Annotated in this window: 11 protein-coding genes; 6 read left to right on the top strand and 5 right to left on the bottom strand. The window is 57.8% G+C overall.

Going from position 1 to position 12,606, the window contains the following annotated elements; translation table 11 throughout:
- The first annotated feature begins 136 nt into the window (after positions 1-136).
- The 4 genes from glpK (at position 137) to AB7E06_RS11595 (ending at position 5,571) form a co-directional block, all read left to right on the top strand.
- Entirely contained in the window at positions 137-1,630 is a 1,494-nt protein-coding gene (glpK, locus tag AB7E06_RS11610) for a glycerol kinase GlpK (protein WP_427957087.1), read from the top strand.
- Positions 1,631-1,657: 27 nt separating this feature from the next.
- A complete protein-coding gene (locus AB7E06_RS11605; RefSeq protein ID WP_108727128.1) occupies positions 1,658-2,110 on the top strand; it encodes a TM2 domain-containing protein in 453 nt (150 codons plus the stop codon).
- 643 nt (positions 2,111-2,753) lie between these two features.
- Positions 2,754-4,475, top strand: a complete 1,722-nt coding sequence (locus AB7E06_RS11600) for an arylsulfatase (RefSeq protein ID WP_199827864.1) — start codon at positions 2,754-2,756, stop codon at positions 4,473-4,475.
- Complete coding sequence (locus AB7E06_RS11595) at positions 4,462-5,571, top strand: formylglycine-generating enzyme family protein (protein ID WP_395029830.1); 1,110 nt, start codon at positions 4,462-4,464, stop codon at positions 5,569-5,571. Before AB7E06_RS11600 ends, AB7E06_RS11595 begins: the two co-directional genes overlap by 14 nt.
- A gap of 122 nt (positions 5,572-5,693) precedes the next feature.
- Here AB7E06_RS11595 and AB7E06_RS11590 read toward each other — a convergent pair whose 3' ends face one another.
- Both AB7E06_RS11590 and AB7E06_RS11585 read right to left on the bottom strand, forming a co-directional pair.
- The gene (locus AB7E06_RS11590; protein WP_094196083.1) at positions 5,694-7,394 is read right to left on the bottom strand and encodes a SulP family inorganic anion transporter; all 1,701 of its coding nucleotides are present in this window, start codon (positions 7,392-7,394) and stop codon (positions 5,694-5,696) included.
- A gap of 199 nt (positions 7,395-7,593) precedes the next feature.
- Positions 7,594-9,903 carry a heavy metal translocating P-type ATPase gene (locus AB7E06_RS11585; RefSeq protein WP_230018725.1) on the bottom strand — a complete coding sequence of 770 codons (2,310 nt, stop codon included), beginning with the start codon at positions 9,901-9,903 and terminating at the stop codon, positions 7,594-7,596.
- Positions 9,904-9,981: 78 nt separating this feature from the next.
- Between AB7E06_RS11585 and cadR the strand changes: the two genes are divergently transcribed.
- Positions 9,982-10,413, top strand: coding sequence for a Cd(II)/Pb(II)-responsive transcriptional regulator (gene cadR / locus AB7E06_RS11580; protein WP_094196082.1), 432 nt, complete (start codon positions 9,982-9,984; stop codon positions 10,411-10,413).
- 18 nt (positions 10,414-10,431) lie between these two features.
- On the opposite strand, the gene AB7E06_RS11575 is transcribed toward cadR, so the two are convergent.
- The 3 genes from AB7E06_RS11575 to AB7E06_RS11565 are packed head-to-tail and all read right to left on the bottom strand — an operon-like array spanning position 10,432 to position 11,597.
- The gene (locus AB7E06_RS11575; RefSeq protein WP_094196081.1) at positions 10,432-10,842 is read right to left on the bottom strand and encodes a DUF6691 family protein; all 411 of its coding nucleotides are present in this window, start codon (positions 10,840-10,842) and stop codon (positions 10,432-10,434) included.
- A gap of 10 nt (positions 10,843-10,852) precedes the next feature.
- Positions 10,853-11,284, bottom strand: a complete 432-nt coding sequence (locus tag AB7E06_RS11570; RefSeq protein WP_395029951.1) for a YeeE/YedE family protein — start codon at positions 11,282-11,284, stop codon at positions 10,853-10,855.
- Positions 11,271-11,597, bottom strand: a complete 327-nt coding sequence (locus AB7E06_RS11565) for an ArsR/SmtB family transcription factor (RefSeq protein ID WP_094196080.1) — start codon at positions 11,595-11,597, stop codon at positions 11,271-11,273. The genes AB7E06_RS11570 and AB7E06_RS11565 overlap by 14 nt, the downstream gene beginning before the upstream one ends.
- A 74-nt stretch (positions 11,598-11,671) precedes the next feature.
- Between AB7E06_RS11565 and AB7E06_RS11560 the strand changes: the two genes are divergently transcribed.
- Positions 11,672-12,538, top strand: a complete 867-nt coding sequence (locus tag AB7E06_RS11560; protein WP_395029952.1) for an MBL fold metallo-hydrolase — start codon at positions 11,672-11,674, stop codon at positions 12,536-12,538.
- Positions 12,539-12,606: the final 68 nt, after the last annotated feature.

The raw sequence follows: 12,606 nt of genomic DNA, 5'->3' as shown, positions 1-12,606 counted from the left end.
CCCTGATTTTAGCCCCTGAACTCTTACCGTCCAGTGAAACTTGTTTGCTCGCGTATCAAGGTGCCTTCAGCTACCGGACACAGGCTACACAGAGCCAGTACACTGTGGTCTGCTCCGCTTTTACTGCCTCATTCGCATGACATTCATACTTGCTCTTGATCAGGGAACTTCCAGCTCGCGCAGCCTTGTTGTCGCGGCAGACGGCCGCATTCTGGCCAAGGCGCAGCAGGAAACCCAGCAATACTATCCACGCACAGACTGGGTGGAACACGATCCCCAGGAAATTCTGGACACACAGTTTCGGACCGCCCGACAAGCGATTGAGCAGGCCGGTCTGCGCCCCCAGGACATTCACGCCATAGGCATTACCAATCAGCGTGAAACCACCGTGCTGTGGGACCGGAAAACCGGACAGGCCCTGCACAAGGCCATCGTCTGGCAAGACAGGCGCGCCGAGGACTTCTGCGCCCAGTTACGCGAGCAGGGGCACGAAGCCACCATTACCAGCAAAACCGGCCTGCCCATCGATGCCTATTTTTCAGCCTCCAAGCTGCGCTGGCTGCTGGACTCCATTGCCGGCGCCCGTGAGCGGGCACAGCGCGGTGAACTGGCTTTCGGCACAATTGATAGCTGGCTGATCTGGCATTTAAGCGGCGGCAAGATCCACGCCACTGATGTCACCAATGCCTCGCGCACCCTGCTCTACAACATTCATAGCCAGCAATGGGACGAGGAGCTGCTGACCCTGTTCAACATCCCGGCCAGCGTATTGCCCCAGGTACAAAGCTCTGCCTCTGAGTTTGGCTGTTGCAGCCCCGAGATTCTGGGCAGCCCCATCCCTATTTGCGGTGTGGCGGGCGACCAACAAAGCGCCCTGTTCGGGCAGGCCTGTACCAAGCCCGGCATGGCCAAAAATACGTACGGCACGGGCTGCTTCCTGTTAATGCACTGTGGCTCACACGTTCCCCAATCCCATAACGGGCTGATCGCGACCAGTGCAGCCCATCACGGCGACACTCCTGCCTACGCACTGGAAGGCAGTGTTTTCATTGGCGGAGCAGTCGTCCAATGGCTACGCGACGGGCTGGGCGCTCTGGAACACAGCGCCCAAGTTGAAGAGCTGGCCCGCAGCGTGCCCGATGCCCAGGGCGTACGGCTGGTTCCCGCCTTCACTGGCCTGGGCGCCCCCTATTGGGATGCCCAAGCCCGAGGCACCATTACCGGTCTGACACGTGCCTCTACCATGGCCCACATTGCCCGCGCGGCCCTGGACAGCATTGCCTACCAAAGCGCCGCCGTGCTGCAAGCCATGAATCGAGATGTACAAGCCAACGGCGGCCCGACCTTGCACGAGCTGCGTGTGGATGGCGGAGCCTGCGCCAATAATCTTCTGATGCAATTTCAGGCAGACTTGTTGGGCCTGCCTGTCGTGCGTCCCGTTACTATTGAGACGACCGCCCTGGGCGCAGCCTATCTGGCGGGCCTGGGCAGCGGTCTGTATTCAGGTCTGCCGGAAATCGCGGCGCTGTGGCAATGCGATCGGGTGTTCGAGCCGGCCATGTCGCGCGACGAAGCTCAAACCCTGATGCTCAGTTGGGAACAAGCCGTGCGTCAGGCGCGTACTTATTGAACTTGCTGTTTTTTTGACGGAAACACCATGCTGCAAAAAATCATTCTAGGCATTGCCATTTTCCTGATCGTCATGTTGGGCTTGACCTTTGGCGAGGCCATCATCCGCTACCTCTCCTCCTACCTGGGGTTTCTGTTTGATGACTTCGTCCACTTGATGCGTGAAGTCCAGCATTACCTGACGGTCCACTGGGGTAAGGCCTTGATTGCCTTGCTCATTACCATCCCGCTGGTCATCTGGATTTCCAAGAACAAAAAAGATGAGATGTCCAAACCCAACAGCCACCGCAAGATTGCGATTGTGTTGGCGATTTTCCTGGGCTGGCTGGGCGTACACCGCTTTTACCTGGGCCAGATCGGCATGGGACTGCTGTTCCTGGTACTGTTTGCCATCTGGGCCCCGCTGGCTTACTTCCTGGCCCTGATCGACGCCTTGCGCTACGCCTTCATGGGCGACGACGAGTTCAAGCTGGTTCGTTAATTTTCATCATTCCCCCCTTACTCGGTAACGACACCCCAAAAGTTGGAGACAGATCCAACCTTTGGGGATGAGCCGGGACACACAGTAGTCCATTGCGGACTGCTGTGCGCCAGACGAATCCGGGCGGCATGCAGGCTGCAAGGTGGAGCGCAAGCCAAAGGCGTAGCGTGGGGATATTGTTCTGGTTGACCGCTTGGTGCGTTCCCCAAACTTGATAGCGGCAAATGCACACGCTCCATTCAGAAGGTTTTGTGGCTCTATCAGGGAAAACCACAGCGCGCGCGGCACCCAAGCCTAGCTCCTTGATTTTCAACATTTATATTAGCCACCATACTTTTTAGGTATTCAAGTAAACCTTTTTAGTCTTGGAAATCTCCAAGCCGCTTCGTGTTCAATCGAATTGGGGGAGACACGTCAGCCTCTAAAAGACTGGCAGCGGCGGCTCAGATCAAAAGAGTGAGGCCATTGTTGCTGGCTCTGTCTACATATCCGTTTTACCCGATGGCTTCCAGTACAAAATTCAGAGCCACCCCCATGACACTCGCATCCACGGCTTCATACGCGGACACATCTGCAACTTGCATCGGAGGTCCGCCAGATGACGAGGGTCACGACAAACATAACTAGATTGAGACACAAGACAATGCGATGCACTAAAACTACCTATTTGCTGCGCAGCGTGCTGGGCCTGGCCTTAGCCGCCTGCACGCTAAGCAGCCACGCCGCCACAAAGACACAACGCCCCAATATTTTGCTGATCGTGGCCGATGATCTGGGCTATTCAGACATAGGTGCGTTTGGCGGGGAAATCTCCACCCCCAACCTGGACGCCCTGGTCAAAGACGGCGTAGCCCTGACCGACTTTTACGCCTCCCCCTTCTGTTCCCCGACCCGCGCCATGCTGATGTCCGGCGCGGACAACCACCAGGTCGGCTTTGGTGGCATGGCCGAACTGATGACACCTCAGCAGCGCGCCCTACCGGGCTACGAAGGCTTTCTGAGCGACCGGGCCCTGCCCTTTCCACTGGTCCTGCAAGACAATGGCTACCGCACCTATATGGCGGGCAAATGGCATTTAGGCGTGACCGAAGAGGTCGCCCCACCCAATCGCGGCTTTGACCAGTCCTATGCCTTGATGCACGGTGGCGCCAGCCACTTTGACCAAAGCGGCATCATCACGTTCGACGCCAACAAAGCGCCGGTTGCCCTGTACCGTGAGAACGGCAAGCAAGTGCAGTTGCCCAAGGACTTTTACTCCAGCGAGTTTTTTGCCTCGCGCCTGCTGTCCTACATGGACGCAGACACGCGCCAGGACCAGCCTTTCTTCGCTTACCTGGCCTTTACCGCGCCGCATTGGCCTTTGCATGCGCCCGAAGAATACATACGTAAATATGAAGGCCGCTACGATGCAGGCTATGACGTGCTGCGTGAAGAACGCCTGGAACGCATGAAGAAACTGGGGCTAGTCCCCCAGGACATGCAAGGCTATGTGGGCAATCCAGCCTGGCCACGCTGGAAAGCGCTGAGTCCTGAGCAGCAGCGCGTAGAAAGCAAACGGATGGCTGTCTACGCCGCCATGGTGGAATCCATGGACGCGCAAATTGGCCGCGTCATCGACCACCTGAAACAAACTGGCCAATACGACAACACCGTCGTGATCTTCCTGTCCGACAACGGTGCCGACGGCAATACCGTGCTGGATGAAGGTGAAACCCGCGCCTGGGCGCACAAGCATCGCGACAACAGCTACGAGAACACAGGCCGTCCCGGCTCCTTTGTCGAATACGGCCCAGGCTGGGCACAAGTTGGCTCCACGCCATTCAACCTTTACAAAGCCTTTATGTATGAAGGCGGTATCTCGGTGCCCAGCATCATGCGCGTACCCGGTGCTACACGTCAGGGCGAGTTTGTGCGCGCCCCAGCTCACGTCACCGACATCGCCCCCACAATTCTGGCCTTGGCCCAGATCGAGCAACCCAAGGGCGAATACCGTGGCCGCCAAGTCATCCCCATGCAGGGTAACTCTATGGTGGATGTGCTGACAGGTCGCAGCGATCAAGTGCATGAAACCTTCCGCCAAGGCTGGGAGCTGAATGGCCGGCGCGCCATGCGCCTGGGTGACTGGAAAATCGTCTACGCCAATGCACCGTGGGGCAAAGACCGCTGGGAGCTATTCAATCTGGCCGAAGACCGCGCCGAGCTGAACGATCTGTCCGAAACACATCCTGAAAAGCTGAAGGAGCTGATTGCCGAGTACGAGCACTATGCCAAGCGTAACGGTGTGGAGGATTTTGAAGGTCTGGCGTCCCGCCCTGGCTACAGCAACAGCCTGAACTACTACAAGGATCTGGATGAAGTCCTTTAAGCTCCCCCGAGCCAAGGCACTGCTGACGGTATGCGGACTGCTGGCAACAGCTCCGCTGCCCGCAGCGGCACAAGGCTCCGTCCTGCCCCCTCCCCCGATGCCAGCGCACGATTGCCAGGCGTATAGCGGCATACCGGCAGGCTTCGGCCCAGCCAAGCAAGGCGTCGCCAATCAGGCCGGTTTGGTCGCCATTGCTGGCGGGCGCTTTCTGATGGGTTCCGACGAGGGCTACCCTGAAGAAAAGCCGGTACACCCCGTGCAAGTCCAGGCCTTTCAGATAGATCAGCACGAAGTCACCAATGCCCAGTTCGCGCAATTTGTGGCGGCGACAGGCTATGTCACCCAGGCGGAACGGGTGCCGGAATTCCCATCGAATGCTCAGGTTCCCGAGCAGTATCGTCAGCCCGGATCCGCCGTCTTTACGCCACCGGCAGCGACGCATGACCACGATCACCACGACGGGCACAATCAGCATGCCCCTACCGGCAATTACAACTGGTGGGTATGGGTACCAGGTGCCAACTGGCGCCACCCCGGTGGCCCCGATACCAATCTGAATGGCCGGGACAATCATCCGGTCGTCCATATTGCTTACGAGGATGCGCTGGCCTACGCCCGCTGGTTAGGACGCGATCTGCCTACCGAAGAGCAATGGGAATTTGCGGCGCGCGGCGGACTGGAAAGTGCACGCTACCCTTGGGGCAATACGCCTGAAGTGCGTGGCCGTTTGATGGCCAACACCTGGCAAGGTAACTTCCCCGCCAAAAACCTGCTGCGTGATGGCTACGAAGGCACTGCCCCTGTGGGCTGTTTTCCGGCCAACAACTATGGCCTGTGGGATTCAGTCGGTAATGTCTGGGAATGGACACGCAGTGCATGGCAGCCCCAACATCGGCCCCTGACACCCAAACCCCTTGTCGCAGCGGCAAAGGATGCCAAGGCAAACCCGGCAACGGGCGTCATCAAGGGCGGCTCGTTTCTGTGTGCGGCCAATTTCTGCGTACGCTATCGTCCAGCCTCACGACAGCCACAGGAAACCACCCTGTCTACCCAGCATGTGGGCTTTCGTACCGTGCTGAATAGGGAACAAAAGTGAAAACTGGAAAAACAGGATTGGTTCTTGCCAAGCCTGGCTCCAAACAATCATCCCCTCGTTGTTGACGAGGGGATGATTCCACACAAGGTCTTGTCACGAGCAGGCTAACAAAAACGCTTCGCTTAAGTCATCACGCCTGTTTCGGACAGGGCCACGTCTTTCTCCTTGCCGGCCCGGTGGTCCAGAGTCTCGCTGACACTTTCCCAAGCGTTCTGCAAACTATCAAACACACGACTGGCGTGAATCTGCTTGAACAGTCCCATGCGTACCAGCTTACGAGTCACTTTCTCGTTGGCTTCGCAAAGAGCCACCATGACATTGCGCTGCTCCAGCTCCGCCAGGGCGGTTTCCAGAGCCTGCATGGCCGTCGCATCCACAAAAGGCACGTAATTCAGACGCAGGACCACGGCCCGAACCGGCTCGGGCACCGTCAGCAAGGAACGATTCACCGCCTCCACGCTGGCAAAAAAGTAGGGCCCTTCCAAGGTGAGCACCGAAATATCCTGGCGCAGCTCCTGGTTAAGGGGCAAATCCAATGCCCGCTGCAAACGACGGCCTTCCAGCGCCCGCACCTGCACCCCATCTGAGGTGCGTTTGAGCACATACAACATGGCCAGAACCACCCCGATGTTGACGGCCACGACCAGATCCGCAAATACCGTCAGCGCAAACGTCACCCATAAAATGAATAAGTCAGCCGGGGGCATGCGACGCTGCAAACGAAGCACCAGCTTGGCCTGACTCATGTTCCAGGCCACCATGAACAGAATGGCAGCCAGCACCGTCAGCGGAATATAGGCGGCCAGCGGCGCTAACAGTAACAAAACCAGCACCAGGAAAACCGCATGCACGATACCGGCGATGGGGCTGTCGCCACCATTACGAATATTGGTAGCGGTACGGGCAATCGCCCCGGTCGCCGCGATCCCGCCGAACAAGGGCGAGAGCACGTTGGCAATCCCCTGCCCGACCAGCTCCTGATTGGAGTCGTGGCGGGTCCCAGTCATGGAATCGGCCACGACTGCGGACAGCAAAGACTCGATCGCGCCCAGCATGGCAATGGCAAAGGCAGGCCCGATCAACTCCACCACACGGGTCAAGGTAATGTCTGGCCATTGGAACGACGGCAAGCCACTGGGCAAGGCCCCGAAGCTGGAACCGATCGTGGCCACCGACTCAAAACGGAATATCGCCTGGATAAGCGTGATGAGCACCAAGGCCACCAAAGGGCCGGGTAAACGCACCAGACTAGGAACCTTGGGGACCAGAATCAAAATAGCCAAGGACAAGGCACCTAAAAGCGTGGTTGCCCCATCCAGTGAAGGCAGGTTCTGTAGCAAGAACCAGAGCTTCTCATGAAAGTGCTGCCCCTCGACAACGGGAAGGCCAAAAAAGTCCCGCCACTGGCCCACCCAGATAATCACCCCAATACCTGCGGTAAAACCCACAATGACCGGATCGGGAATAAAGCGGATGACCGCCCCCAGGCGCAACAGGCCCAGCAGCAGCAAAATCACCCCAGCCATCAGCGTAGCAATTTGCAGCCCAGCCACGCCATGCTGGGCCACCACCCCGGACAAGATGACAATGAAAGCGCCCGTCGGCCCGGCAATCTGGACCCGACTGCCACCAAATAAAGAAACCGCCAAACCGGCAATAATGGCGGTATACAAACCCTGCTCGGGCTTGACTCCAGATGCAATAGCAAAGGCCATGGCCAGCGGCAAGGCCACCACCCCCACCACCAAACCGGCCAGCAGGTTATTTAGCCAATGTTTTCGCCCCAGGAGCCCGGCTCGACCCGCTTCCAGCAGTGCAATCATCGCGCGTCCTTGTCATGCCCAGCCTGCTTGACACAGATGAGAAACAAGCGGGGCCCAAACTCAAATGAAGCGTTAATGATACTACTGTGTGTCAAATCAACTTCACGTTAGTGATGGGCTTATTTGACGCAACATAAGAATGAAGCATAAAAAAACCCCACCTAAAAGAGGTGGGGCTCAATTGCACGAAACACGGAACTCAAGGATGGCGGGCGCGAAGCAGACGCAAGCTGTTCAGCACCACCAGCAAGCTGGCACCCACGTCGGCAAACACCGCCATCCACATGGTGGCCTGTCCGGTCAGGGCCATCACCAAAAATACCGCCTTGATGCCCAAGGCCAGGCTGATGTTCTGCCACAGCACTGCATGCAAGGCGCGCGACTGACGCATCAGCAAGGCAATCTTGCCCAGATCATCGTCCATCAAGGCCACGTCTGCAGTTTCAATTGCAATGTCTGAACCCAGCGCCCCCATAGCGATACCTACATCCGCACGGGCCAGGGCAGGCGCATCATTGATGCCATCGCCCACCATCGCCACCAGGCCCTTGCCCAGCTTTTCCTCGATACGGTCCAGCTTATCCTGTGGCAGCAACCCGCCTCGGAAATCCTTGATTCCGGCTTGCCGAGCTACATGGCGCACAGCTTGTTCGTGGTCGCCCGAGAGCACCTCCACTTGCACGCCCTGCGCCTGCAGATCACGGATCGCTGGGGTGGTGGTGGGACGCAGGGTATCCATCATGGCGAACCAGGCCAGCAGCCCTTGCTCATCACCCAGATACACCATGGTGGCACCGCTCTCTACGGCTTGCTGTTCGCCCTGACTGGACTGGGCCTGGTTCTGGCCCAGCACCCAGCTACGCTTGCCCAGACGCAATTGGCCTGTCGCCCCTTGTGCCTGCACACCATTGCCGGCCAAGGCCTCGAACTGGTCCAGGCTTAGCAGGCCCGATGCCACGCGACCACGTGCAATCGCTTGCGAAGCGGGGTGATCCGAACGCTCGGCCAAGGCAAGCGCCATATCCAGCACTTCGCTATCCGACAGGCTTGGACGCAAACTGCCGTATTCGCTCAAGGAAGGTTCGCCCAAAGTCAGGGTGCCAGTCTTGTCCACCGCCAGGTAGCGCAATTGACGAGCCCGTTCCAGATACACGCCGCCTTTAATCAAGATACCGGCACGTGCGGCACTGGCCAAAGCACTGACCACCGCCACCGGGGTGGAAATCACCAGTGCGCAAGGGCAGGCAATCACCAGCAGAACCAGAGCACGGTACACGGACTCAGACCAGCTCACGTCCCAGATCAGGGGCAAGGCCACGGCCATCAAGGCTGCCGCCACCACCACCAAGGGGGTGTAGATGCGAGAGAACTGGTCGACAAAACGCTGAATCGGGGCCTTGTTGGCTTGGGCTTCCTGTACCGAGCGCGTAATGCGGGCCAGCAAGGTGTCATCATGCGCAGCCTGGACTTGATAGACCAGCTCGCCCATACCATTGATGGTGCCTGCAAAGACTTCATCACCAGGGGCTTTATCTACGGGGGCGCTTTCACCCGTAATGGGGGCCTGATTAACCGTGCTTAGCCCTTGCAGGACTTTACCGTCCAGGCCAAAACGCTCGCCGGGGGCGACACGCACCTGCCAGCCAGCCTGAACCTGATTGGCCGGTACGCGTTGCCAGTCCTTGCCATCGGCACTGACAAGCACCTCATCGGGCACCAGCTTGAGCAGACTGTCCACCGCGTTACGGGCGCGGTCCAGGGAACGGGCCTCAATCCATTCAGCCAGGCTGAACAAGGACATCACCATGGCGGCTTCGGGCCATTGGGCCAACAGCACCGCGCCGGTAACGGCAATACTCATCAAGGCATTGATATTGAGCTGACCATTACGCAGCGCAATCCAGCCTTTTTTGTAGACCTGAACGCCGCCGGACAAGATCGCCGCCAGGGCCAGAATAATGACCAGCCACTCGGGTGCCGCCAGCCAATGACTGATCTCGGCGGCCAAAGCCAGCACCACAGCCCCGGCAATGCGGATCAGACCTTGTTTAGGCGAGACCTGCTTTACAGGCTTCTCGTCAGCCATGCGGGGCTCAAAACCCAGGCCACGCAGGGCACTGAGCACCTTGTCGCGAGCGCCCTCCACGTGATCCACGGTCAAAACCCGCTGCATCAAATCAAAACCCAGACTCTGGACCTGATCCAGCTTTTTCAGGCCGGAGCGAATCATGTTCTCTTCCGCCGGGCAGTCCATGTCGGCAATATGCACCACCAGACGGGTAGAAGTACTGGCCGCCAACGCGACCGATGGCCCCAAAACAGGCGCCGAGCAGCACGCCCCTTCGTGAGCGTGTGGCGCCTGTTCAGCATGGTCGTGACGGTGATCATGCTCATGGTTGTGATCGCTCATCGCATGGCCATGATCATGGCTATGCTCATGGCCGGTCTGGCAGGCCGATGATGTGCGCTGCCCCACCTCGGGCTTGGACGTATTGTTCGCTGATGTCATAGCAGTTCCTCGCTTCTTGCATGAGACCAGTAGAAAGCCTAAAGTAACTACAAGGTCAAGCCTATTGGAGGCAAAGCAATGAAAATTGGCGAGCTGGCTGAAAAAAGCCACTGCAACACGGAAACCATCCGCTATTACGAGAAGGTCGGGCTGCTGCCCGAACCTGAGCGCAGCGAGGGCAACTACCGCCTATATCGCACTATCCATCTGGAACGGCTGCGTTTTATCCGCAACTGCCGCAGCCTAGACATGACGCACGAAGAAATTCGCGGTCTGTTGGCGTTCATGGACGGTCCGGCGCAAGACTGCGCCCCGGTAAACGAATTGCTCGATGAGCACATCGAGCACGTTGCCGTACGAATTGCGGAACTGGAACACCTGCAAAAGCAATTGATTGAGCTTCGCCACCGCTGCGGACAAGCTGGTGGCCTGGAGCATTGCGGCATTTTGCAGGGTTTGGTGAATATGGAGCCGGATCAGGTTCCGGCCCCCAGCACTCATTTGGGTTAAGGCTGTGTGACGTGGCATTTAGCCACGCACCCGCCCTGCCACCCACATTCCGATCAACATTGCGACTAAAAACAACACCGCCAAGGGCGCGCCCGACGCCGCCAGCACAACGGCCGGTCCCGGACAAAAGCCCGCTATCCCCCAACCAGCACCAAAAATCAGGGAACCCAATACCAAAGGACGGTCTATTTGACGTTGCTTGGGCAGGTTCATGGGCTGACCCGTCACAAACGCACAAGGACGACGACGCGCCAGAGTGAAGGGCACAATCGCCACCGCAATCGCCGCAGCCATCACCAAGGCCAAAGACGGGTCCCAGGCCCCGGCCAGATCCAGAAACGCCAGCACCTTGCCAGGATTGGCCAAGCCGGAAATCAATAAGCCCAAACCAAAAATCAGGCCGGAAATTAAAGCGATGAAATATTGCATGGCAAGCTCCTTACGCCAGATGACGCAGCACAAATACAGTCAAAAAACCGCTGGCCATGAAAGCAAGCGTTGCGACCAAAGAGCGAGGCGACAGGCGCGACAGGCCGCACACACCGTGCCCGCTGGTGCAACCTGACCCCAGACGGGTTCCAAAACCCACCAGCAAACCGGCCACGACCACCCACATCCAGGGCTGCGGCTGTACGGCAGGCACACTTTCCCCGAGCAAGCGATACAGCCAGGGTGCCGCCGCCAAACCTAACAGAGCCATCCAACGCCAGCCCTTGTCCCCCGCCTCCCCGCTCCAGGTGCCGGACAACAAGCCAGATATGCCAAACACCCGACCATTGAACAGCACCAGAATAGAGGCTGCCAAACCCACCAAAGCGCCCCCAAACAAGGCGCTCCATGGTGTAAACGAAGCCCAATCAATTGTGATCATCAGTGCCTCCCGGGGCGCAAAAGATTCCATATAAAGTCTGCATTACCGCCAGCACCGCTGGATTCTCCAAACGGTAATAAACGTATTTACCCTCTTTGCGGCTGGCAATTAACTCTTCGCGCCGCAAAACTGTTAATTGCTGCGATAAAGTAGGCTGAGCAATGCCACTGCGCTGTGCCAACTCTCCCACATTGCATTCTCCCTGCACCAAGGTGCAAAGAATCATCAGGCGGTCGGGATTGGCCAAGCTGGCCAGCAGGCTGCTGGCTTGGCCTGCTACCTGCCGCAAGGCGTCCAATTTTGTTTGATCCATATCGTTCTACAAAAACACAATATATATTATTATATAATATCTTTTAATATTTTATAAGCAACAAGAGGTCTGACATGCTACAAGCCCAGGTCGCCAGCTTCTTTCACACAGACACCTCCACGTTCACCTACGTGGTCTATGCCGCAGGCCAACGCGAATGCGCCATCATCGACTCGGTGCTGGACTATGACGCCGCCTCTGGCCGCAGCAGCACTGTCTCGGTTCAAAAGGTCGTGGATTTTGTGCGCCAGCAGCAGCTGGACGTGCAATGGATCCTGGAAACTCACGCCCATGCCGACCATCTGTCTGCTGCAGTCTGGTTGCAAGAACAAGTGGGCGGCAAAATCGCCATTGGTGAGCACATCAAGCAAGTGCAGTCCACGTTCAGCCGCATCTTTAATATAGAGGCCGAAATTCAGGCCAATGGCACGCCCTTTGATACGCTGTTCAAGGATCAGGAACAGTTCCAGATTGGTGCGATTCAGGTGCAAGCCCTGCACGTACCCGGCCACACGCCAGCCGATATGGCCTATCACGTTCAGGGGCTGGGCGTCTTTGTAGGCGACACCTTGTTTTTGCCCGATGTCGGCACCGCCCGTTGCGACTTTCCGGGTGGCAGCGCCAGCCATCTGTATGAATCCATCCAGCGCTTGCTGGCCTTGCCCGCAGAGACGGTCTTGTTCATGTGTCACGACTATCCGCCTGAAGGGCGGGAACCTCAATGTCAATGCACGGTTCAAGAACAAAAAGAGGGCAACATCCATGTACACGATGGCATCAGCGTGGAGCAATTTTGCGAGCGCCGCACAGCACGCGATAAAACCCTGGGCATGCCGCGCCTGATCCTGCCATCCATCCAAGTCAATATCCGGGCAGGCCACTTCCCCAAGCCAGAAAGTAATGGCCAGGTCTATCTGAAGCTGCCCGTCAATCAACTCTGAATACGGCTGTACTTTGCGCCCAGGCAGACACAGGCCCGGGCGCAAAAAAACTTTTAAGTCCCAGCCTG

Origin of the sequence: Alcaligenes sp. (genome assembly GCF_050255915.1) — a bacterium.
GTDB classification, from domain to species: Bacteria; Pseudomonadota; Gammaproteobacteria; order Burkholderiales; family Burkholderiaceae_B; genus Alcaligenes; species Alcaligenes aquatilis.
This window is presented reverse-complemented; position numbering and strand designations above follow the sequence as displayed.

Bases quoted from the DNA above. Each gene is read 5' to 3' on its own strand.
- glpK (WP_427957087.1), top strand. From the start codon at position 137: ATGACATTCATACTTGCTCTTGATCAGGGAACTTCCAGCTCGCGCAGC.
- AB7E06_RS11605 (WP_108727128.1), top strand. From the start codon at position 1,658: ATGCTGCAAAAAATCATTCTAGGCATTGCCATTTTCCTGATCGTCATG.
- AB7E06_RS11600 (WP_199827864.1), top strand. From the start codon at position 2,754: ATGCGATGCACTAAAACTACCTATTTGCTGCGCAGCGTGCTGGGCCTG.
- AB7E06_RS11595 (WP_395029830.1), top strand. From the start codon at position 4,462: ATGAAGTCCTTTAAGCTCCCCCGAGCCAAGGCACTGCTGACGGTATGC.
- AB7E06_RS11590 (WP_094196083.1), bottom strand. From the start codon at position 7,394: ATGATTGCACTGCTGGAAGCGGGTCGAGCCGGGCTCCTGGGGCGAAAA.
- AB7E06_RS11585 (WP_230018725.1), bottom strand. From the start codon at position 9,903: ATGACATCAGCGAACAATACGTCCAAGCCCGAGGTGGGGCAGCGCACA.
- cadR (WP_094196082.1), top strand. From the start codon at position 9,982: ATGAAAATTGGCGAGCTGGCTGAAAAAAGCCACTGCAACACGGAAACC.
- AB7E06_RS11575 (WP_094196081.1), bottom strand. From the start codon at position 10,842: ATGCAATATTTCATCGCTTTAATTTCCGGCCTGATTTTTGGTTTGGGC.
- AB7E06_RS11570 (WP_395029951.1), bottom strand. From the start codon at position 11,284: ATGATCACAATTGATTGGGCTTCGTTTACACCATGGAGCGCCTTGTTT.
- AB7E06_RS11565 (WP_094196080.1), bottom strand. From the start codon at position 11,597: ATGGATCAAACAAAATTGGACGCCTTGCGGCAGGTAGCAGGCCAAGCC.
- AB7E06_RS11560 (WP_395029952.1), top strand. From the start codon at position 11,672: ATGCTACAAGCCCAGGTCGCCAGCTTCTTTCACACAGACACCTCCACG.